This window comes from Limosilactobacillus panis (assembly GCF_019797825.1).
Lineage (GTDB): Bacteria > Bacillota > Bacilli > Lactobacillales > Lactobacillaceae > Limosilactobacillus > Limosilactobacillus panis_A.
The window spans coordinates 398,271-420,717 of record NZ_CP081855.1 but is presented as its reverse complement, the minus strand read 5'-3'; the positions used below and the strand labels follow the sequence as shown (position 1 = coordinate 420,717).

Sequence of the window (22,447 nt, the reverse complement as noted above, 5' to 3'; positions counted from 1 at the left end):
TGTTATAAATAAAGAAAAGCTCCCTATTTCAACTGAAACAGGGAGCTTACTTATTTACGAACTTCATAGCCTGTATTTTACAGGCGCCCAATACAGATAATACAGGGTCACCGTAAAATAGTCAAGAGCGACGCTTAAGATTTATTCGTCATCATCGTCGTCATCGTCTTCATCATGCAGTTCGGATAATTGGTCTTCAATGTTGTCGTCTAAATCGTTATCGTCATCGTTTTCTTCATCGTAATCATCGTCATTGTTGTCGTCATCGTCGCTGTCATCCAGGTCTTCATCTTCTGGATCATCATTATCGTAGTCGATAACGTCATCATCGTCATTGGAATCTGCCAAGAAGGCGTTAACCTTACGACGCTTCTTCTTTGGTCGGTCTTCTTCGTCCTCATCGTTTTCACCAACCGTGGCTTCGTCAATGGATTCGAATGGGTACCATGCCCGCAGGCCCCAGGTATTGTCACCAAGGGAAATAAAACTGCCGTCAATGTTCAAATCAGTGTAAAACTGGGCGAGCCGTTCACGAATTTCCTCATCGCTCTTGCCCAGGTATTGTTGAATTTCATTGGTCAGGTCAACAAACGCCATTGCTTCTCCATGGTGAGCTAAGATAGCGTGTGCCACCTCAACCATTGAAAGTTCTGATTTGTCTTGGCCGTCAAAAACCTTTAATTCCAAATTGGTGCACATCCCTTCAAAAAGTCTAAACTACATCTTACAATATTAGGCCTTAAATTGCAATTGAAGTTGGTAATTTCCCACCTCTTGGCCCCCAGTTTTTAGAACATAGTCTACATTGAGATGCCCCATGGGAACGGCCGGGTCCAAATCCTTTTCCAGTCGTTTGGTAACGACTTCCAGGCAGATTACCCCATACTCAGTCCGGTAACGGGTAACCGTTTCTTTCTCTTGGTCAAATTCAAGTTGGGTCCGCATTGTTCCTTCGCGGTGAAGGTGGACCTGGCTGTCCAGGCGAAACTGAACCGGGATGGCCTGGCCATTCTGGTGTTCGATATACCGTAAGTAATATTTGCCGTTTAATTCAACAAAGTTGCCGTCCTCACTGAAGGAGAAGCTTTCCTGCTGATTATCCTGGCGAATTGTCGTTGTCAGCTTAACCCGCACCGTCGTAATTTTCTTGATAATTCATCGCACCCTTTCTCTGTCCGTAATTTTCCTCCCAATTATACTTGAAATCAGACGAAAAGGTGACCAAAAGCCATTAATTTCTGCCGGTTTCTTGTATAATAAATGTATAAAGAATAAGAAAAGAAGATTATTAATCATGAATGACTTTACTAAGCAACCGGTTGCTGAATTCGACCAGCCACTGGTTCCCCAAAATAACACAACATCTTTCATTTACACTAACGCCCTCCTCCAGTCGAGCAAGAAAATGGCCACCCCCCTTCTTCACTTCTGGACCCTGGAAAAAACCGTCATCCTGGGACTTAAAGACCAGCGCCTCCCTCACCTGGATCAGGCATTAAATGTTTGTCAGCGACACGGCTACCATTACTTTCTCCGTAATTCCGGTGGCCTCGCCGTGATTAGTGACGATGGCATCCTAAATTTCTCCCTCTTCTTTCCATGGCACCTCGAAACACGCCAATTGACGATTGATGAGGCCTATAAACGGATGATCACTGTCATCAAAGCCGCCTTCCCTGAATTGCAAATTGAAACCGGGGAAGTCACCCACTCATACTGCCCGGGGTCCTTTGATGTTCATGTCGACGGGCAAAAGATTGGTGGAATTTCCCAGCGGCGCAACATGAACGGCGTCGTTGTAATGCTTTACCTCGGAATCAGTGGCCCGCAAATGACCCGGGGGGAACTGGTTCGTGACTTTTACGATGCCGGCCTCGGTGATGAAGAAAACAAGTGGCACTTCCCTGATGTTTGGCCGACTTCAATGACGACCATCAGTAGCCTGCTTGGTCATGAGGTCACGGTGGCCGATGCCAAGCAACGCTTGCGTGACGTATTCCCCCACCATCAGCAAGCTAAGTTTGACCAACTGATGTGGCAGGCCGACTTCATCAAGTCTTTAAATGATGAACGGATTGCCATTAGTAAACTTCAACAACGACTTTCAAAGGAGGACTAATTTGCTAGCGTTTTACAAGGAAAAGCTCCCACGAGAAAAGGTCTTTAGAGATCCCATTCACGGGCAGATCATTGTTGACAACCAAATTATCCTCGACCTGATCAATACGCCGGAGTTCCAGCGTCTCCGCCGGATCAAGCAACTCGGCACCTCATCATTCACCTTTCACGGGGCTGAGCACTCCCGCTTTGGTCACTGTCTCGGCGTTTATGAAATTACCCGGGAAATGTGTAATTACTTTCAACGTAACTACCCCCAGCAGGTGCCGGGCGATGGCCTGTGGGACGATGGCGAGCGACCAGTCGCATTGTGTGCCGCTCTCCTGCACGATCTTGGTCACGGGCCATACTCCCACACCTTTGAGCACATCTTCGCTACTAACCACGAGCAAATCACCCGCCAGCTAATTACGAGTCCGGAAACCAACATTAACAAGATCCTCCGCCGGGTTTCACCTGACTTCCCCCACCAGGTAGCTAGTGTGATCGACCACACCTACCATAACCAACAGGTTGTCCAGATGATTTCAAGCCAAGTCGACGCTGACCGGATGGACTACCTCCAGCGGGACTCTTACTATACCGGAACCAACTACGGTAAATTTGACCTTGACCGGGTCCTCCACGTCATGCGCCCCGTCAAAAACGGAATTGCCTTTGAAATCTCGGGGATGCACGCGGTAGAGGATTACATCATCAGCCGCTTACAGATGTACTTACAGGTTTACTTCCACCCGGTCTCCCGGGCAATGGAAGTTATCTTGGACCACCTCTTGATGCGGGCAAAGTACATTTATGAGCACCCTAGTGACTTTGAACCGGAGTTTACCCCGCATATGTTGATGCCCTTCTTCAATCATCGGTTCACCCTCGATGACTACCTCGCCCTCGATGATGGAGTCCTGACAACCTACTTTAACCACTGGACCCATTCGCGCGACGATATTTTAAGTGACTTGGCGAACCGCTTTTTAAGTCGGCGGCCGTTCAAGTCCGCTATCTATGACCAGGAATCGGCGAAATTCTTACCATGGTTACGCGAACTGATTCAGACAGCGGGCTTTGACAGTCGTTACTACACGGCTGTCAACGATAGCTTCAAGCTTCCATATGATACCTATAACCCGAAGGCATCTAAGCCACAGACCCAAATTGAACTACTCCAGCCTAACGGTGACTTTGTCGAATTGTCCCAGGTCAGTACCCTCGTGGCGAGTGTTTCTGGGCGGGAAGCCGGTGACCAACGGTTCTTCTTCCCGAAGGAAATGCTAGAGAAGCACCAGGACATTGAGATTTTCGAGCCAATTTACGAGAAATTCCAGAGTTATATAAAAAATAACCATATTGTTGACCCGAAAAAATAATCCGGGCCAGTTTTTGGTGATCAATGGCATTTAAGATTAAAAGGAGAAATTAGTAATGGCAATTAAAATGATAGCAATTGATATTGACGGAACCTTAATCAACGACAACCGCCAGATTACGCCCAAGACCGTCGACGCAATCAAAAAGGCTAGCCAGCAGGGGATTAAGATTGTCCTCTGTACGGGACGACCAATGACCGGTGTACGCGCCTACCTTGACCAGTTAGGCCTGGCAAACCGCGAGGATGAGTACGTTGTCAGCTTTAACGGGGCCCTCGCGCAAACCACCAGTGGGAAGGTCATGGTTGACTACAGCATTTCCTTCAATGACTATGCAGACTGGGTTAACTACTGCCTCAAAGAAGGTGTCCACTCCCAAATCGAAACCCGCGATTATATCTACACTACCAATCAAAACCTTAGCTACTACACCATCTACGAATCCGAACTGGTCAGCATGCTGGTTCGTTACCGTTCCCTAGATGAAATGGCCCGCATTCAGGACCAGTACACGATAGCCAAGGCGATGATGGTTGATAACAAGGAAAAAATCGACCAGGCTGTTAAGGATCTGCCTGCAGACCTTGCTAGCCGTTTCTCAATCGTGCGAAGTGAGGACTTTTACCTTGAATTTATGCATAAGGAAGCCAGCAAGGGTAAGGCCTTGGACCGGCTCAGCAGCGAACTGGGACTGACCGCTGATGAAGTAATGGCCCTGGGGAACGCTCAAAACGATAACTCAATGCTTGAGTTTGCCGGACTCGGGGTGGCCATGGGTAACTCAGTCGATAAGACCCTTGCCGTGACAGATGTTGTTACCGGTGATAACAACCACGATGGGGTTGCCCAGGCAATTGAAAAGTACGTCTTTTAACTCACTAACTACTAAAAGCCACTATCCGTTGACATCATGCCAATGGATAGTGGCTTAACTTTTTAAAAACGGTTGGGCACTGGCCCGGTTAACAATGCCAGATTTTTGTGGATCTCCTGGCCATTTGTCAGGTCATAGAACGTATACTCGCCACGATAACGGTCGATGATTGCCTGATAATGAGTGTAGTTGTGAGCGTGGCGTTGGTTATGAGGCACCGTGACGTCCTGCAGAAATATCCGCAATTGTTGGGAAGTGTTTGGCTGACCCCGCCACCGGGCAAGGGCGGCCCGCTTAAAACGGTCGACGGAGCTTCCCCCTTGCGGCTCGGGCTGGGAATAGGTCTGCAGCCGGTGAATGGTTGCCCGGCTAAACTGATGGCCGGTTAAGCCCAGCATTGTATTTAAGTGACCAACCTGCTGATCAAGATCAGGAGTATTGGTAAATACCGATGCGGGATTAGGCCGGGCCCGCAGTCGGCCGTTAAGGGGCTCAATCACGAAGGTCCCCCTCCTGTCCATCAGTAACCAGTGAAAGGGGTATTGTTGCCTATCGAACCATGGCTGGCCGACAACTGAGACCTGGTTTAATTCTGCCAAGACCGCGGCCACCGAGTCATGACTACCCAGTACCCAGTTAATGAAGTCCTGAGGAGTAAGGGCCAGCGTTTGGGGGCGCACCCATTCCTGGTAATCCGCAGCAACAGGAAAGAAGAGCTCCGCACAGACTAGCCCGGCATCATTAATACCGTCACCAATCAGGTAGTGGCCGGCAAAGTAGCGCATCCCGCCAAGAATGCGGTGGTGGTTAATCACAACCCGGTGCCCAATGGCCGGCTGCCATTGGTAGTCGGCTGGGAGGTAAGTTAACTTCCATGGTGTTCGTGGCGGAAAATCCATTGTCCGACTAAAAAGTTGTTCCGTTGTAATTACTGTACACATTTTATTCCCCACTTTTTTGGTCAGAAACAAAAAGGGAGCCCGACAAACGTCGCACTCCCTCAATATTCATCCGTAAATTAGCTCAACTTGGTAACAGCACCGGTTTCGCTATTGTATTGGTAGAAGCCGACCATGTTTGAAACAGTGTTATCACTGTTGTTTCGCCGAACTTCAAACTTGTAGGTATTACCAGACTTACCAGTGGTGATAATTTGGTAACCCTTTTCGCCGCTAAAGCCCATCTTATTAGCAAATTCAACCACAACATCATCAGTCGTCTTAGCGGCAGTCGTTGACGATGAAGAAGCGGCGCTCTTGGCAGCGTTGCTTGTTGTAGCCGCTCTGTTAGTACTCTGATTTGTACCAGTATTGCCCTTTTGAGCGTTATCAATCTTATTTTGCAACTCGGAATATGCATCGCGCATTGCCGGACTAGTTGACTTTTGTTCCTTTAGATTATTAGAAGCAGTAGCATAGTCCCCATTCCGGTATGCCTTGCGAGCACTCATGTAGTTTTGCAAATCAGTAGCAAGATTGTCTGCCTGCGTTGAACGGTTGTTAGTATTGTTCAAACGGTCATATGCGCCCTGGTAGTCCTCGTTACGAATCAACTTGTTAGCAGCACGGTATGCACTGCCTGACGTTGTCTTAGAGGACCGTACAGATGAACTTGTCGAAGAAGTACTAGATGTTGCTGAGTCGTGATTGCCACAAGCAGCAAGTGTTAGAGCAATTGCCATCGCAGCCGCCCCAGTAATCACCTTATTAAATAGTTGCTTTTTTTGCATTTTTATCCTCCTTCGCTACTGCCCATTTTATTATATCATGGATTGGAAGTCTCTCCAAAATCTTAAGGAAATCTACATAAATACCCAAAAGGAAAGGGGGTGAGAAAAAGGGTTCTACAATTTTAAGTACTGATGGATTTAACATCAGTGCTTATTTTGGTTTAAATTTAAAATAAAAAACGAAAGATGGCTGACCCCCGTCTTCGTTTAAGAAAGGACCATCTTTCATGGATAATTCTATCAGAACTGCTCTCGGAATTAAAGACACTCATCTTGAACTTGATACCAATACTAAAGAAGACTCGATTGCCGATCACGGCGATTATATTGTGGTCCATCTTGTTCAATCCTACCCCATGCATTGTCCTCATTGTGGCCGGCTAATGTACAAGAATGGCATTAAAATCGTTAACTATCATGGGGCAGACCTTCATTACAAGCCGACTGTTTGGTCGATTAAAAAGCAGAAGTATATTTGCCCAGCTTCTCCTCAATGTCCACAAACAGTGACGAAATTAGCTCCGGTCGAGGATGTCCAATATCGTCACCATATCGCCACGAGTATTAAGCAACGCATTATGATGCAACTGGTTAAGAATGAATCCCAAACTGATATCGCCGATGATTTTTCTGTTTCGGGCTGGACCGTCAGGCGCGTAATTAATCACCTTGATCATGTCTTTAAGCCTAACTACCATTGGCTTCCCCGTCATATTGCCTTCGATGACTTTCATTCTGGTCGCTTTGCGCCCAGCGGAATGAGCATGATTCTCGTAAACATTGAGAACCATCGAACGCTCGATATCATTCTTTCACGCCGGAGTAGCTTTCTTCGCAATTACTTCCTGCGTTATAGTCACCGCGCTCGTTTAGCGGTTCAAACTGTTACGGTCGATCTCTATACTCCTTACCGCCGCTTGATTCAAGAGCTATTTCCGCATGCTTTAATTATCGCGGACCACTTCCATGTCGTAGCTCAAGCTTATCGTGCCCTGAACCAAACTAGGATTAAAGTAATGAACCGTGCCGGAAAAAGTTCCCGGCAATGGCGAGCTCTCAAACATTTTTGGAAACTGCTCTTAACCCCTAGTGCACTCCTCAAGTATGATAACTTTTGGCGCCGCCGCAATTTTGGTTACGCCCAGCTAACTGATATTGAGGTTATTCATCGTTTATTAGCTTTCGACGACGAGCTTAAGCAGGCCTATCAATATTACCAAGACCTGATTCTAGCAGTTAATCATCGGAGTAAGTCAGCTCTCAACCAACTATTAGCTATCAAATGGACCGCGCTGCCCCAAGCGTTTCAGAAGGTCCAACGCACTCTGCGAACCCATCGTCAAGAAATCATCGCCAGCTTCAAATATGATCATTACACGAATGGTCCCGTTGAGGGTACAAACAATAAGATTAAAGTTATCAAACGGACTGCCTATGGCTTTCGTAACTTCTTCCACTTCCGCGTTCGTATCCTGATTTCCCTGCCGAATTCTTATATCGCCATTAATTGGCATAATAAAACAGCTCATGTCCAGGGTCAGGCAAGAGCTGCATAGAACTTATTCAATTTATCTTATCAGTACTTCTTGACGAAGAGCCAGAAAAAGATACAATCTATTCTTACTCCCTTTTTATTTCTCGAATATTACACAGTAATCGCGGAAAAGCCAAATAGGCTTGCTCCGCGTCAAAGCGTGCTCCTAGTGTTCTAGCGCCGCGAAGCAAGTCCATTGATTCCGGACAATCGCTGGCTCGTACCGTGCCAACGACTGTCCTATACTAGCCAAAGGCGCACTCTGATGCTTCTTTTCAGCTGCCTTCGTTTAATATCTATGCCTTTGCGCTTTGAAAGACTTGCTTAAACAACGGGCTGACCGGCCGGTTTTCGTTAATCCGTTTAATTGCAGCGGCAATCAGCGGGGCCACAGAAACCTGCTTGATCTTCGCAATTTGCTTTTCATCCGGTAACTTAATCGAGTCTGTCACAACAACTTCCTTCAACGGAGACTTTGAAAGGCGCTCGATGGCTGGCCCCGAAAGAACAGCGTGCGTACATGAAGCGTAAACTTCCTTTGCACCCGCATCAATCAAGGCTTGAGCACCAAGGGTAATCGTCCCGGCGGTATCAATCATATCATCAATCATGATACAAGTCTTACCCTTAACATCCCCAATGATGTTCATAACTTGGGCAACGTTAGCCCGTGGCCGCCGCTTATCAATGATAGCAATCGGTGACTTCAAAAATTCAGCCAGTGCCCGTGCCCGGGTCACCCCACCGTGGTCTGGGGAAATGACGACCGCATTATCGGCAACTCCTTCATTGATAAAGTATTCAGCCAATAGTGGCGCTCCCATCAGGTGGTCAACCGGGATGTCAAAGAAGCCTTGAATCTGGGCAGCATGCAGGTCTAATGCAATTACCCGGTCAACACCAGAATTTTGTAACATGTTGGCAACTAACTTGGCGGTGATTGGTTCCCGGCTCCGGGCTTTCCGATCCTGCCGTGCGTAACCATAGTACGGCATTACGACATTAATGGTCTTAGCACTGGCCCGCCGTAATGCATCGACCATAATTAAAAGTTCCATCAAGTTGTCATTAACTGGTGCAGAGGTTGATTGAAGAACATAAACGTTGTCTCCACGGACACTCTCTTCAATGTTAATCTGAATTTCACCATCACTAAAACGGTCAACAGATAACTTACCAAGCTCAACACCAAGGTGCTTAGCAATCTTTTCAGCCAGCGGTCGGTTTGAGTTTAAGGCAAACAATTTGAGATTAGAATCAATATTAGACTGTGTCATTAGATCCTCCGGAAGTTTAAGTGAGTCAATTATCTACCTCTTATGATATCGACCCCAGAATTAAAAAGCAAGCAAAAGTGAAATTACCACGGTAACTTCTTAGCGTAATCCTTCTTATTGGTCTGCCGTGACCGGGCAATTGCCATGTCATACTGTTCCGTACTGTCAGTAATCGTGGAACCGGCCGCAATAAAGGAATCCTTGGCAATGTTAACGGGAGCAACCAGGTTACTGTTGCTGCCGATAAAGGCGTGGTCCCCAACATTGGTATGGTGCTTGTTGGTTCCATCGTAGTTGACAAAGACGACCCCACAACCGACGTTGATATTCTTACCCAAAGTGGCGTTCCCAATGTAGGTCAGGTGGCCCACCTTGGTACCGGCACCGATGTAGGCCTTCTTAACTTCACAGAAGTTACCGATGTGGACGTTTTCGCCAATCTCTGCTTCCGGACGCAGGTGGCTGTTCGGACCGATGTCACTGCCGTTGTGCATTTCTGCACTTTCCAGCGTTGAGGAGGTAATCTTGACCCCATCGTGGATGGTCGAGTCCACAATCCGTGAGCCTGCAGAGATGTAGCAGTCCTTGCCAATTACGGTGTGGCCCTTGATAACAACGTTTCCTTCCAGGACAGTATCGTTACCAATCTGGACATCAGCATCGATGTATGTGGTTGCCGGGTCAATCATGGAGACCCCTTCTTGCATCCAGTGCTTGTTGATCCGCGCCCGCATTACCTTGTTGGCCTTGGCCAAAGCAATCCGGTCGTTAACCCCCATTGATTCTTCAAAGTTATCCATCTTGTAGGCGGTGACGATTTCACCCTCCTGTTTGAAGATCCCAATCACGTCGGTCAGGTAGTACTCACCCTGAGCGTTATCATTCGTGATTTTGGTCAGGGCTTCGAAGAGCTTCTTGTTGTCAAAGCAGTAAACCCCGGTATTGATTTCCTTGATTGCCCGCTCTTGAACATCGGCATCCTTTTGTTCAACGATCCGCTCAACAATACCGACGTTGTCCCGGACAATTCGGCCGTAGCCGGTTGGGTCCGGGGCCACTGAAGTTAAGATCGTTACGGCCGCGTGTCGCGATTCGTGGTATTTAAATAGCTTTTCAAAGGTATCTGCAGTAAACAGCGGGGTATCACCGCTAACGATAATTGTTTCCCCGTCTTCATTAGCAAGCAGGTCCCGGGCTTGCATTACCGCGTGGCCGGTGCCTAGTTGCTGACGTTGCAAGGCGTAACGGGTCCGGTGACCCAGTTCTTCCTTAACCGTGTCGGCCCCGAAACCAACAACCGTGACGATCGTGTCGATGTGGGCCTTTTCCAGTTGAGTCAAGACGTGGTTAACCATTGTCTTTCCACAAACTTGGTGTAAGACCTTATGGAGCTTGGAACGCATCCGGGTCCCCTTACCAGCTGCTAAAATAACTGCATTTCTCTTTACCATTCTAATTTTCCTTTCCGAAGACATTTTCCATAAAATTACCAGGACGTGCGGTGATGGTCTTTTGATCGCCATCTTCTGCATCAACCGTGACTAATGACGTGCAATCATCAACTAAGCGGTGATCACTATTGCTGCTTTCAGCCAAGACGGTCATCCCCACCAGGTTGGCATCGAATTCCCTAATCAAGGACGCCATCCCGTTCAGGGTTCCGCCACCCTTCAGGAAGTCATCAACAACGACGACGTTGGCCCCTGCCGACAAGGTCCGCCGTGACAGTTCCATCTTCTTAATCCGCTTGACTGATCCTGAGACGTAGTTAACACTCACCGTCGGCCCTTCGGTAATGTGGGAACTATTCCGAACGATCACAAACGGCTTGTTCATGTACATTGCCGCGCTCTGGGCAATCGGAATTCCTTTGGTCTCCACCGTCATCACTACGTCGACGTCCTTATCCATGTACTGAGTCGCAATTAGCTGACCCACTTGGTGGAGGATGTCCGGCCGGCCAATCAGATCCGACAGGTAAACATAGCCGCCGGGAAGAAAGCGGGAGTCATCGTTGACCTCGTTTACCAGGTTAGCGATTGCCTTTTCCGCGTTCTCCTGGGAGTAAAAGGGCGCTAACACAGCACCACCACTAGCACCGGGGATAGTCTTCAGGCGTCCTTCTCCCCAAGTCTGGAAGGTGTGCTTGATAATACTCAAGTCCTCACTGATTGAGGATTTTGCCGAACCATAGCGTTCACTAAAGAGCTTAAGCGACACTAATGTTCGGGGGTGTTCTAGTAGGTAGCGGGTCATATCGACCAGCCGGTTGCTTCTTCGTACTTTCATAATCGTCATTGTCCGCCTTTCCAAAAGGATTAATTCATAATGAATTTTACCATAAAATGTTCGGCTTTTCTGAATTATTTCCAAAAAAGCCCGCGTTGGCAAAGTTTTTTGCTGACGCGGGTTTAACCAATTCTAGTTTGCTTCAATGAAGTTCTGGTATAAAAGGGCAATGACGTAAATGATGACCTCAATCACGGCAATGAAGAAGCTGACCGGCCAGTTGGTCAAGTAGCCTAATAATAGCCCGGCCCAGGTTCCTAGCAGTGAGAAAAGGATTGCCAGCCCCATCATCTTCGCCACACCATGAGTAAAGTACCTAGCACTGGCCGAGGGAATCGTTAAAAGAATAAAAATTAGTAGTGAACCAACAATCTGGGCAGCCACACTGACGCTCAATGCCAGGAGAAGTAAAAAGGCAACCGAAATGACCGTCTGGTTAACCCCACTTACCTGCGCCCCAACCTCATCAAAAGAGGAAAATTTCAGTTGACGGTAAATCAGCACAGTAATTGTCAAAACCACTGCCGACAGGATAATCAGCTGGTGGACTTCACTGGTACTAATTCCCACTACGCTCCCGAAGAGGATGCTGGTAGCAGAACTGGCCGTCTGGCTGCTGAGGGAGAGAAAGAGGATTCCTAGACCGATGAACAGACCTGATACCGCGCTGATGACCGCTTCCCGCCGCGATTCTTTAATACTCATCTGCCCCACCAAAACGGAGCTGAGCATGGTAAATAGGATCATTCCGTCGAGGGGTGCCCAGCCAGCAAAAACCGCAAGGGAAGCACCGGCAAAACCAATTTCTGACAAAGTGTGGGTCAGAAAGGATAGTCGGCGGGCCACCACGAACACCCCAATTACCCCGCTGACGATTGCAATAAAGGTACTGGCGACAAAGGCGTGCCGCATAAAAGCAAGGCTTAGCATTCTTCTCCCCCCTTTACGATTACTGCAAGTTCATTAATCGATCCCGTCGTGTACCCATCCGTCTGCATGTGAAGGTAGCGGGTACCGTATCGTTGGGCAAGGTCACAATCATGGGTAATGAACATCACACTGAGGCCGTCCTCTTGAAAACGTGCCACCAGGTCCAATAAACTGTACTTCATCTCGTTATCTAAACTAGCAGTAGACTCGTCTAAAATTAGAAGGTGGGGGTTGGTAAGCAGGGCCTGGGCAAGGTAGGCCCGCTGCTTTTCCCCACCAGAGGCGAGGCCCAGGGGTCGTTCCGCAATCTTAGTCAGGTCAGTAATCCTGATAATCCGGTCCAGGCGGTGCCGCTCCTTCTTCGTCAACCAGGGCCACCGCGACTGGCGGCTGTTTAGGGCCACAAAGTCGCGAATTGACAGGGGATATTCCTCATCGAGATTCCGAAACTGGGGTACGTAGCCTATGCGGGTATCTTGGGGGATGTTAATCGTCCCCTCTTTAGGCTTAATCAACCCTAAGAGAGCCTTTACAAGGGTCGTCTTTCCTACCCCATTTTCACCGACCACAACAAGAAAGTCCCCACTATTGATGGTGAAGCTGAGGTTGCTAAAGACGGTATGGTCCCCATAAGCAACCGTTAAGTCATCTACCGATAATACTGCCATTATCGTACCTCCTTTTGCTGAATCTTGGCGAGTTCCTGATATTGGTCAATCATCCATTGCTGATAGCTTTTTCCATTTGGCTTTGATTCCGTCACCTTCAAGACTGGGACATCATGCTTGTGGGCTAGCTGAACCATATTATTGATCACGTGGTCGTCAGACTGGGCATTCTCCACAAAGAAGGCGATTCGGTGGTTAATGATGGCGTCTTGCAGGTCCTTGACATCCTGCGGCGATGGATCATTACCGTCCTCGGTTGCCTTCGCAAAGTGGCTGTCGACCACTTGGTAACCCAGGTTAGCTAGAGCATAGTCAAAGACGGGTTCGCTGACGGCAACTGACCGTTGCTGGGCAACCCCCCGTTTAACCTGGGCGATTTCCTCATCCAGCGGGCGCAATGACTTGAGGTACTTCCGGGCCTGATGGTGATAGTAATCAGCATGGTCGGGGTCCATCCGTGAATATTGGTTGGCAAGTTTCTTTGCTAACTTCTTCATCGTGGTTGGCTGGTACCAGATGTGCTCGTTGGCCCCCGCCCGCTTTCCTGCAACCTGGCGACCAACATCAATGATCCGCAATTTTGAATTGCCACTTGCCCGGGTCATCTTAGTTAGCCAGTGGTCATAGCCAAGACCATTTTGAATTACCAGGTTGGCCTTCACCATCAGCTGTGACTGCTGGGTACTGGGCTGGTAATCATGGGGGTCAATTGAGGCGTTATTGATCACTGAGGTCACCTGGCCATACTTACCGGCAACCTGCTGGGCTACCTCACCATAAAAATTAAGACTGGTGACGACCCGAATCGGTTTCTGTTCTCGCGGGCCCTCCTTAAGTGGCAGGCAGGACAGTACCAGGATAATTACGAGGATGCTCAGCAACGCAGCAACACCGGTCCAATACTTCTTCATTACATAACCCTCTCCTAAATCGTAACGATTACTATTTACAACAAAACTATCTTAACGAAAATCACCCCGCAATGCAAGTCCATCAAAGTAAAAATAAGATTGGGAGTGAAACCGAAACTGGCAAAAAGCCTTAGAGTACGACTCTGTCAGTAACTCCGCGGCGCTAGGAACTAGGAGCATCCTTCGCCGCGAAGCTAACCTGCAGAGACACCCCGGCCGAAACGAAGCAAGGCTTTAAAAAGCACAAAGGAGGCTCCAGCTTTTGAAAAATTCCAAACGCTAGAGCCCCCTTGTATGTTCTACTGTAGCATTTTCAACTATATCGGGGACTTACGTCACAGCCACACTCTTTTCAGTTCTCAAATCTAACTACTAATTATTCCGGAGTACTCAAATACCTTTCCCGACCTGTTCATTATCATAAAAGGGTCACCACATGAACATCACGGCAAAACCCCCGGATACTATTTTGAATCCGTTTGGCCCGCGACTCGGTATGACAGATGGCGAACACGGTGGGTCCAGTACCACTCATCTGGGCAACGTCGGCCCCCAGTTCAACCATTTTTTCCTTAAGTTGTCTGATTTCTGGATAGAAGCTCATCGTGACCGGTTCCAGAACGTTGCCCATGTACTTAATTGCTGTTTGCCAATCTTGGGCCCGCAAGCTAGCAAGTAGCTGGTCATTGTTCAGGTGGTCAATTTTTTCGTAATTGATCTGCCGTAAGATCTGGGGCGTTGAGACACTAATCTGTTGTTTGGCAATCACGACCCAATAGTGGGGCTGGGGCGGTAAAAGTTCAATCTTTTCACCATGACCAGAGACGTAGGCTAACTGGCTATAAATACAGTAGGGAACATCAGAATCAATCGTTAGGGCAATTGTCGCCAATTCCTGCTGTGAAAGCCCCAACCGCCACATACTATTGAGGGCACGTAAGACTGCCGCCGCATCGGATGACCCCCCACCAAGGCCCGCGGCAACCGGGATATTCTTCCTAATATTAATCGTGACCCCTTCCTTGCAGTGAAAGCGGCTGCGCAGGATGTGGGCCGCTTGATAAGCAAGGTTCCGCTGGTCGTTCGGCAAGAAGCCACTGTTGGTGTACACCTTAATCGTTGCTGGGCGCCGGTGGGTTTCAACCGTCACATAGTCAGCCAGGTCGGCCGAAATCATTACCATGTCCCAGCGTGGCGACCCATCGAAGTAACGCATTGGCGTATCAAGACTTAAGTTTAACTTTGCTGGCGCCTTCTCAGTTACACGCATGAAATCTTCCCTCCCAACCACATATAATCTACTTAATTTGATTATACTAACGGGAGAAATAAACGGCAAGCTCTTACCGGTCCAAAGGCATCAATCATTTATGCTCCCATGCATGACGGGAATATAAATAGCCTCCAGTGTTCGGCAATGCCGGGCACAGGAGGCTATTGCGTATTTAACCGTTCAACTTTCACGGTTCTATTATTCAAAAGCTAACGAAATGTTATGCGTTAAAATATCCGTATAGCTGTAAGAGATTCGGTCAAGGGAACCTTGACCATCGTTTAAGTGAACAATGAAAATTGCTGGATAGGTCTTGCTCAAGACCCCGTGGTGTGTTGCCACCCGTTTACGTCCAGCCTGCGCCTTCACTAAAACTGGCTGGCCAATTCGATCATCTAATTCCTTTTTGATCTCCACAATCGTTTCTGGCACTCCACTTCACCTCACTGCAATAAACAGTACCATTAAATTATTAAACAATTAATATTACCATTATATTACAGAAAAGTCAATTTAGAGGAGGCCCGCGGCGTGGAGGAGGTTGGCCAAGTCAATGAACTGGTCGAGGGTCAGCCTTTCCGGCCGAATTTGTGGAGAAATTCCAGCTTGATCAAGAATCGCCCGCATCTTTTCCTTGACGTCCGCTTGCTTGCTAATAACTGATTGGAGGTTATTCCACAGGCTCTTCCGCCGGTGGGCAAAGCAACCACGAATGAAGTCAAAAAGCTTCTGCTGGTCAAAGGGCTGGACTGACAGTGGCTCAACCCGGGGCTTAAGAACAACGATTGCTGAATCAACGTTGGGCGATGGTACAAAGGCATGGCGGGAAACGTTAAAGGCAATCGTTGCCGTCATCTGGTATTCAATCGCCAAAGTTAGGGTCCCATATTGCTTAGTTCCCGGCTGGGCAGCCAATCGTTGGGCCACCTCCTTTTGCATCATGACGCAAATGGCATCCCACTTAACAGGGGCCTTCAGGAGGTTCATTAAAATCGGGCTGGTAATGTAGTACGGCAGGTTGGCGACCACCTTGATTGGCTTCGTCGGGTCTTTAAACTGGTCCTGAATCAGTGCCGGCAAGTTAGCCGCCAAAACATCTTGATTTATGATCTTAACATTAGAATACGGCTTGAGAACCTCATTTAAAACTGGAATCAGGTCCTGGTCAATTTCCAAGGCTAGGACCTCACCGGCCGCCTGGGCTAGCTGCTCAGTGAGGGCCCCAATTCCTGGGCCAATTTCAATCACGTTATCCGCCTTGGTGATCTCCCCGGCATCGACAATCCGCTTCAACACGTTGAGGTCAGTCAAGAAGTTCTGACCAAAGCTCTTCTTGGTGTGGATACCGTACTTTTCCATAATGGCCCGTGTGCGGGTACGACTTCCAATTTGTGGTGTCCTACTCATTTTCTTCCTCCTGGTCAATTTGCTTTACTGCGGCGGTAAATTGGTCAACGGTCACCTGGAACATGTTCAAACGATGAACCAGTTGCTTACCGTTTCCGTAGCCAATTCCTAGGATCTGACCCAGGCGTTCCCGCCGGCGCTTCGAGTTTTGCTGACCGGTTAGCCCTGTCGCCTGTAAATCACGCTGGGAGAAAAGCGGGTTCGTTGCGGGCGCCTGGGTGTAAAGGTGCTCCAACGCTGCTTTGATCACTGCGGGGTCAGCGTGTTCAATCCCTAAACTGCCATGCGCTTCACTGGGCACTCCTTGATCACGGCGGATGAAGGCGTGCTTAATTCCCGGTACGGCCGCACTGATTATCTTCCGGAGGCGCTCGCCATTAAAGTCAGGATCAGTAAAGACAATCAGCCCCCGACTTTCTTGAAGTTTTTTCAGCCGGGCCAGGTCAGTGGCATTCAGTGCGGAACCGTTCGTTTCGTAGGTGTCAGCATCAACTGCCTTTTGAACCTGCTTCGTATCGTCCTTGCCCTCAACGACAATTACTTCTTTAATCTTCGTCATAATGTCTTTTTAAAAAGAGCCTCCTTGCGTTCTGGTAAGTATGGTAGGCCACCTGGCTAAACGAAACCTGCTTGAGATTGGCAACCGCATCAACAACGAACTTGGTAAAGGCCGGTTCGTTCTGTTTCCCCCGAAAAGGCGCCGGTGTTAAATACGGGGCATCCGTTTCCACCATCATCCGTTCCAGGGGAACCGCCTGAACAGCGGCATGCACATCCTTGGCGTTTCCAAAGCTGGCTACCCCGCTAAAGGAGATTGCCATCCCCAGTGCCAAGAACTTTTCCGCCCATTCGGGAGTACCGTTAAAGCTGTGCATCACCCCACCAAAATCGCCCACATGGGCATTTTTCAGGATGGCATAGGTATCAGCCAGGGCGTCCCGACAGTGGATAGAAACGGGCAAGTGCCGTTCCCGAGCCCAGGCAAGCTGCTGCTCAAAAATATCTTGCTGTTGTTCATGGGGCGAATGTTCGTCGTTATAATAATCCAGGCCAATTTCACCGATCCCCACAACCACCGGATCATCAAGTTGCTGGTGAAGAGTTTGCCGGGCTAGTTCATCAAAGGTCCGAATATCCTCCGGGTGCCAGCCAATGATGGGGTGCAGGTTGTTAAAGCGGCGCCCCAAATCAAGGGCTCGCTGATTCAGCTTGGCATTTGAACCCACGATGTTCATCTGGGTCACCCCATAATGTGCTGCCCGGTCCTCAAAGGCCGGCACGTCGTCATAAAAGGGGTCATCGTTCAAATGGGTGTGGGAATCATACACCTGCCGCCAATCACGTTGCTTCTTTCCCATGGCTTAACCCAGTTCCAGGCCTGGCTCTAAGGCATCATCAATCGCTACGACCGTTACCTGGTTGTCCTTTTCAACGGAAAGTAGCATCCCCTGGCTAACTTCACCGCGCATCTTCCGGGGCTTCAGGTTAGCAACGATAACAACTTTCTTGCCAACCAGAACACTTGGGTCCGGGTACCACTGGGCGATTCCAGAAAGGATCTGTCGGCCGTCTGGGGTTCCATCATCCATGTGGAACTTCAATAACTTATCAGCGCCCTTCACGTGGTCAGCAGCGGTAATCTTGGCCACCTTAAGGTCCACCTTATCGAAGGCCTCAATCCGAATCAGCTTCTTGCCATCTGTAGCCACTTCTCCCTTCTTAACGGCTGCTTTCTTGGCCTCTTCCATTGCCTTGCGTCCCTTCGTCTTTTGGTTGGCACTCATCTTGCTCTTGATGAACTCAACTTCCTTCTTGACGTCCAGGCGAGGGAAGATTGGCGTTCCCTTAGCAACCACCTGAGCAGTTGCTGGGAAGTCATTGAATTGCAAGTCTACTAAGGAAACCGCTTCTTCTGGCAGCCCCAGTTGCCGGGCAATCTCCTTTGGGGCATCCGGCATAACCGGTTGCAAGAGGGCCGCAATTACCCGGAGGCTCTTTGCCAGGTGGGTCATTACGTTAGACAGAACCTCCCTCTTGCTGTCGTCCTTTGCCAAGACCCATGGTTCGGTCTCATCGATGTACTTATTGGCCCGGGAAACTAGCTTCCAAACAGCAGCCAGGGCGTCCGCAAAGTGGGTCTTATCCATCATTTCCTTGTATTCCGTAATAGCGTCCTGGGCCGTCTTTTCAAAGTCGGCATCAAAGACCGTCTCAGCTGCGTTCTGACCATCAATCTTGCCGCCTTGGTACTTGTTGATCATGGCAACAGTCCGATTCAGTAGGTTCCCCAGGTCGTTGGCGAGGTCAAAGTTAACCTTGTCGACAAAGTCTTCTGGACTGAAGACCCCGTCGTTGCCAAATGGCATTGCCCGTAATAGGTAGTAGCGGGTGGCGTCAAGGCCATAGCGGTTAACCAAGGTTTCAGGATAAACCACGTTCCCCTTGGACTTGGACATCTTACCGTCCTTCATCGTCAACCAGCCATGGCCAATGACATGCTTCGGCAAAGGCAGTCCTAACGCGTGCAGCATGATTGGCCAGTAAATGGTGTGGAAACGGACAATTTCCTTACCAACCATATGGACATCTGCTGGCCAGTACTTCTTGAATAAGTCATCATTATCAGAGCCATAGCCTAGCGCAGTAATATAGTTGGATAAAGCATCGATCCAAACGTAAACAACGTGCTTAGGGTCATTGGGAACCTTAACACCCCAGTTAAAAGAAGTCCGGGTAACGGCCAGGTCTTCCAGGCCCGGTTTCAAGAAGTTATTGACCATTTCGTTCATCCGACTATGAGGTTCGATGAAGTCCGGGTGTTCCTTGTAATAATTCATCAGCCAGTCAGCGTACTTGCTCATCTTGAAGAAGTATGATTCTTCCTTAACTAACTGAACTTCATGGCCAGACGGTGCCTTTCCACCGATCACTTTACCGTTATCGTCGCGGTAAACTTCAGCCAGCTGACTTTCCGTAAAGTATTCCTCATCATCAACCGAATACCAACCAACGTATTCGCCCTTGTAAATGTCACCCTGGTCAACAAACTTTTGGAAGATTTTCTGAACCGCTTTTTCGTGATAGTCATCCGTCGTCCGAATAAACTTGTCATTAGTAATTTTTAATGTCTTCCAAAGCTTCTTGATTCCGGCAGCCATCTTATCAACGTATTCTTGGGGCTGCATCCCAAGCTTATCTGCCCTTTGTTCAATTTTTAGGCCGTGTTCATCGGTCCCCGTTAAGAAGAAGACGTCATAACCATTTAGCCGTTTGAAACGGGCTTCCGCATCACAGGCAACCGTAGTGTAAGAGTTACCAATATGCAGCTTACCAGATGGATAGTAAATTGGTGTTGTAATGTAATAGGTTGGTTTTTGTTTAGCCATATGAGGCCCCTCTTTCTCGTATGATTTTAGAATTTCATTGACGTTAAGTATAGCATAATTAGCAACGCAGTGAGCAGGTCGACCGCTGCTAAAACAAGTCAAGTTGCTCCGGCGACCGGGGTGCTAATCCCGAAAAGTGGACCCCCATCATCTTCTGTAGTTGGAGGGCATTGGGAGCAGCATCCTTTGCAGAGTTGTTATTAAAAATAACGCAAATTCCTTTGGGCGCCGGGTTCAGGGCCCGGATTGTCTGGGCAAAAGTGGCTAACTCCTTTTCATTGTAACGGTAGAGGGTCCGCGTCTTGCGCCAGCTTTTGTCCTGGTTTGCCCACCCTTCTTTATTCCTGCCGTGTAGGCGAAGGAGGGCTAGTTCCGGATTAGTGGTGACCAACTTAAAGGGAACGGAGGTCACGGTATCATGGGGTTCATCCGCCGCCACCAGGGTGAACTTGAGGTCACGACAGTAACTGATTAGTGAGTCCACGACCCCCGGCTGATACCAACTGCTGTTACGGAGTTCCACCGCTACCGGCAGCTGCCCCATCCACGTGCGAACAAGTTTCAGGTACTCAATATCCGCAACACTAGCGTCAAAGTACGGCGGAAATTGGAATAGGATCGTCTTTAACTGATCAGCTGCTACTAGCGGGGCGATTGTCCGCCGGTACTGCTCAAAAAGAGTCGCCAGCTTACCCTTATCCTGGTGACGCCGGTGAAGGGTCATTCCCTGGTGGGCCTTAATAATGAAGGTAAAGTCTTCCGGAACTGCCGCCAGCCAGTTCTGAATAGTACTCATCTGGGGCAGGGCGTAGAAGAAGGTATCAACTTCGACCGTTGGAAAGTGTTGGGCGTATTCGTTAAGGGTCACCGGTCGCTGTTCATTGTGAATCAGGACGGGGTGCTCCGTCCACGTCGTCATTCCCATCGTAATTCTTGTCATGATGTCCCTCCTTATTACAAGGCTATCCTATCGGTCCGGGCTGATAAATGCAACCCAATTGACGGGCCCTTACTCATTATTTGCTTAGTAAATTCTTAATTTTTGGAAAAAATATATATTCATTATTCACGCGCCTATTAACTATTTTAACAGCGATTATGCATAGTTTTCCTTTAGTATTCATTCAATCCTGGACCTACCGAAAATTTATACAGTTTACAAAATAAGAGGCGGAAATTAAAATCATTCAAAAGACTAGCCAGTCGACATTTAAGATGATATGTTGAATATGGAAAATATGAAAGGAGCGATCACAATGCTACTAACTAAGAAGCTTTTTCACAACACTAAGAAGTCGACTGAGAACCGGAAGGGTTCAGCAGTATTACCCATCAAGGTGGATGGGAAGGTCGTCTTCTTTGCTTAGTTCACCTGCTATATAGAAAAGAGGAAGCCTGGGAAAAGCGCTCTGATGCTTTTTCCAGGCTTTCTCTTTTTTAGGCAAAGTGCTTTTTCAGCGCCGCAGTCTGCAGTTCAACAACATTATTGTGGTTAAAGCGGGCAAACACCAACGCATCGTTCAACAGGTCGGCAATGTGAGCCGGATCTCCACCACCACGAATTGCATTATTCGCCTGCAGTAACCGGGTCCGCGGCATAAAGAAGGTCACATGGCGTCGGGCACAGAAGTCCGTCACCATCTTTAGACAGTGGTTACTTCGTGGGTAGCGCTCTCGTAACGCTTCATATTCCGCAACGTAGTACAACATCATTATCAGCCGCAAATAGGTTGTCGGCGTCTCCTTAGCCAACTTGACAGAATCATTTTGCGCCCGCAGGTAGTTAATCACTTTTGTAAAAAAGAACTCTGCATTGCCAAGTTCATTTTTACGGGCATAAAGGATTCCCGACCCAAGATAGGCCAGTTGGGAATACACTGTTTCATGCTGCTCATCCAACTTATCCAGGATCTGTGTGAAGTTAAACATCGTTGTGGCGGTCTGGTTATTAGTTAGGGTATCGAGCATCCCCCGCAAGTAGTAATACTGCATCCGCTGTTGGCGGTTCGGCAATTTTTGTTCCTTAACGCTTCGCAACTGGCTGATTACCAGGGGAAACTTTTCCGCCATCAGGTTAAGCTCCGCCTCATCCAGGACTGTTTTGTGGACAGGCTTTTGCGTACACTTCCCGTCTTCAGCAAGGTCATCGATACTCAAGTCTAACCGTTGGCATAGCTTTCCCAAAATTAACACTGAGGGAATTTGACCGTTGCTTTCAAACTTACTGAGCGTGGATTGCGTACAGATACCGTCACACAGTGCAACCTGGGAAATGCCCCGTCTCTTTCGTCGTTGGACAAATTTTTGAATATCCATTCGCGCTCCCACCTTTTCGATTAGCCATGTAAACCGAGAGCAATCTTAGCAAACCGACTCATTTTGTCGATGCCCCAAACCGGTTCCCAGACTAAGTTAATCTTACATTTATCTACTCCATCAACAGAGGTGGCCGCTTCGGTGATGGAATCATTCAAGAAGTCACCAAGTGGGCAGCCCATCGTTGTTAAAGTCATCGTTACGATGCACAGGCCGTCGTCATCAACCGATACATCATAAATCAAGCCGAGGTTTACCAAGTCGATTCCCAGTTCCGGGTCGATAACCTTCTCCAAAGCCCCCATTACCGCATCTTCGGTCGGCGAGTATTCCTTACTTTCTTTTTCTTCATCACTATCTTTGGCCATCTT

Annotated in this window: 23 protein-coding genes; 4 read left to right on the top strand and 19 right to left on the bottom strand. The window is 48.4% G+C overall.

The features are described from left to right. Positions 1-141 precede the first annotated feature (141 nt). Positions 142-687, bottom strand: coding sequence for a DNA-directed RNA polymerase subunit delta (gene rpoE, locus KZE55_RS01925; protein ID WP_222258832.1), 546 nt, complete (start codon positions 685-687; stop codon positions 142-144). A gap of 45 nt (positions 688-732) precedes the next feature. Beyond that, positions 733-1,134, bottom strand: coding sequence for a YwiB family protein (locus KZE55_RS01920; RefSeq protein ID WP_261313283.1), 402 nt, complete (start codon positions 1,132-1,134; stop codon positions 733-735). A 160-nt stretch (positions 1,135-1,294) separates the two neighbouring features. Between KZE55_RS01920 and KZE55_RS01915 the strand changes: the two genes are divergently transcribed. From KZE55_RS01915 to KZE55_RS01905, 3 genes are read left to right on the top strand one after another with little or no spacing between them, the layout of a single operon-like run. After that, the gene (locus tag KZE55_RS01915) at positions 1,295-2,119 is read left to right on the top strand and encodes a lipoate--protein ligase family protein (RefSeq protein ID WP_222258830.1); all 825 of its coding nucleotides are present in this window, start codon (positions 1,295-1,297) and stop codon (positions 2,117-2,119) included. 1 nt (position 2,120) lies between these two features. After that, positions 2,121-3,482 carry an HD domain-containing protein gene (locus tag KZE55_RS01910; RefSeq protein WP_315853384.1) on the top strand — a complete coding sequence of 454 codons (1,362 nt, stop codon included), beginning with the start codon at positions 2,121-2,123 and terminating at the stop codon, positions 3,480-3,482. A 55-nt stretch (positions 3,483-3,537) separates the two neighbouring features. Beyond that, positions 3,538-4,356, top strand: coding sequence for a Cof-type HAD-IIB family hydrolase (locus tag KZE55_RS01905; RefSeq protein ID WP_222258828.1), 819 nt, complete (start codon positions 3,538-3,540; stop codon positions 4,354-4,356). Between the two features lie 62 nt (positions 4,357-4,418). Here the strand turns inward: KZE55_RS01905 and KZE55_RS01900 are convergent, their stop codons facing one another. Both KZE55_RS01900 and KZE55_RS01895 read right to left on the bottom strand, forming a co-directional pair. Beyond that, entirely contained in the window at positions 4,419-5,297 is an 879-nt protein-coding gene (locus KZE55_RS01900; protein WP_222258826.1) for a linear amide C-N hydrolase, read from the bottom strand. A 77-nt stretch (positions 5,298-5,374) separates the two neighbouring features. Continuing rightward, positions 5,375-6,085, bottom strand: coding sequence for a hypothetical protein (locus KZE55_RS01895; RefSeq protein WP_222258824.1), 711 nt, complete (start codon positions 6,083-6,085; stop codon positions 5,375-5,377). 227 nt (positions 6,086-6,312) lie between these two features. Between KZE55_RS01895 and KZE55_RS01890 the strand changes: the two genes are divergently transcribed. Next, positions 6,313-7,641, top strand: coding sequence for an ISL3 family transposase (locus tag KZE55_RS01890; protein WP_222258013.1), 1,329 nt, complete (start codon positions 6,313-6,315; stop codon positions 7,639-7,641). A 274-nt stretch (positions 7,642-7,915) separates the two neighbouring features. Here the strand turns inward: KZE55_RS01890 and KZE55_RS01885 are convergent, their stop codons facing one another. The 15 genes from KZE55_RS01885 to KZE55_RS01815 all read right to left on the bottom strand — a co-directional run bounded on the left by KZE55_RS01885 (position 7,916) and on the right by KZE55_RS01815 (position 22,444). After that, on the bottom strand, positions 7,916-8,896 hold the full coding sequence (locus KZE55_RS01885; protein WP_222258823.1) for a ribose-phosphate diphosphokinase: 981 nt from the start codon (positions 8,894-8,896) through the stop codon (positions 7,916-7,918). A gap of 83 nt (positions 8,897-8,979) precedes the next feature. Continuing rightward, positions 8,980-10,347 (bottom strand): bifunctional UDP-N-acetylglucosamine diphosphorylase/glucosamine-1-phosphate N-acetyltransferase GlmU, encoded by a 1,368-nt coding sequence (glmU, locus tag KZE55_RS01880; RefSeq protein WP_222258821.1) that lies wholly within the window; start codon positions 10,345-10,347, stop codon positions 8,980-8,982. A 1-nt stretch (position 10,348) separates the two neighbouring features. Continuing rightward, positions 10,349-11,185, bottom strand: a complete 837-nt coding sequence (purR, locus tag KZE55_RS01875; protein WP_222258819.1) for a pur operon repressor — start codon at positions 11,183-11,185, stop codon at positions 10,349-10,351. A gap of 132 nt (positions 11,186-11,317) precedes the next feature. After that, entirely contained in the window at positions 11,318-12,115 is a 798-nt protein-coding gene (locus KZE55_RS01870; RefSeq protein WP_222258817.1) for a metal ABC transporter permease, read from the bottom strand. Next, positions 12,109-12,783, bottom strand: coding sequence for an ABC transporter ATP-binding protein (locus KZE55_RS01865; RefSeq protein WP_222258815.1), 675 nt, complete (start codon positions 12,781-12,783; stop codon positions 12,109-12,111). Before KZE55_RS01865 ends, KZE55_RS01870 begins: the two co-directional genes overlap by 7 nt. Next, a complete protein-coding gene (locus tag KZE55_RS01860) occupies positions 12,783-13,694 on the bottom strand; it encodes a metal ABC transporter solute-binding protein, Zn/Mn family (protein WP_222258813.1) in 912 nt (303 codons plus the stop codon). The genes KZE55_RS01865 and KZE55_RS01860 overlap by 1 nt, the downstream gene beginning before the upstream one ends. Positions 13,695-14,112: 418 nt before the next feature. Next, positions 14,113-14,964 (bottom strand): 4-(cytidine 5'-diphospho)-2-C-methyl-D-erythritol kinase, encoded by an 852-nt coding sequence (gene ispE / locus KZE55_RS01855; protein WP_222258811.1) that lies wholly within the window; start codon positions 14,962-14,964, stop codon positions 14,113-14,115. A 201-nt stretch (positions 14,965-15,165) separates the two neighbouring features. Continuing rightward, entirely contained in the window at positions 15,166-15,399 is a 234-nt protein-coding gene (locus KZE55_RS01850; protein WP_222258809.1) for a Veg family protein, read from the bottom strand. A gap of 81 nt (positions 15,400-15,480) precedes the next feature. Further along, positions 15,481-16,374 (bottom strand): 16S rRNA (adenine(1518)-N(6)/adenine(1519)-N(6))-dimethyltransferase RsmA, encoded by an 894-nt coding sequence (rsmA, locus tag KZE55_RS01845; protein ID WP_222258807.1) that lies wholly within the window; start codon positions 16,372-16,374, stop codon positions 15,481-15,483. Beyond that, on the bottom strand, positions 16,367-16,933 hold the full coding sequence (gene rnmV, locus KZE55_RS01840) for a ribonuclease M5 (RefSeq protein WP_222258806.1): 567 nt from the start codon (positions 16,931-16,933) through the stop codon (positions 16,367-16,369). Before rnmV ends, rsmA begins: the two co-directional genes overlap by 8 nt. Then, positions 16,920-17,732, bottom strand: coding sequence for a TatD family hydrolase (locus KZE55_RS01835; RefSeq protein ID WP_222258804.1), 813 nt, complete (start codon positions 17,730-17,732; stop codon positions 16,920-16,922). The genes rnmV and KZE55_RS01835 overlap by 14 nt, the downstream gene beginning before the upstream one ends. A 3-nt stretch (positions 17,733-17,735) precedes the next feature. Beyond that, positions 17,736-19,760, bottom strand: coding sequence for a methionine--tRNA ligase (gene metG / locus KZE55_RS01830; protein ID WP_222258802.1), 2,025 nt, complete (start codon positions 19,758-19,760; stop codon positions 17,736-17,738). Between the two features lie 88 nt (positions 19,761-19,848). Beyond that, on the bottom strand, positions 19,849-20,700 hold the full coding sequence (locus tag KZE55_RS01825; RefSeq protein ID WP_222258800.1) for a DUF72 domain-containing protein: 852 nt from the start codon (positions 20,698-20,700) through the stop codon (positions 19,849-19,851). Positions 20,701-21,197: 497 nt separating this feature from the next. Next, positions 21,198-22,076 (bottom strand): helix-turn-helix domain-containing protein, encoded by an 879-nt coding sequence (locus KZE55_RS01820; RefSeq protein WP_222258798.1) that lies wholly within the window; start codon positions 22,074-22,076, stop codon positions 21,198-21,200. Between the two features lie 20 nt (positions 22,077-22,096). Further along, positions 22,097-22,444: a metal-sulfur cluster assembly factor gene (locus KZE55_RS01815; protein WP_222258796.1), complete on the bottom strand. Its 348-nt coding sequence runs from the start codon at positions 22,442-22,444 to the stop codon at positions 22,097-22,099. Positions 22,445-22,447 lie beyond the last annotated feature (3 nt).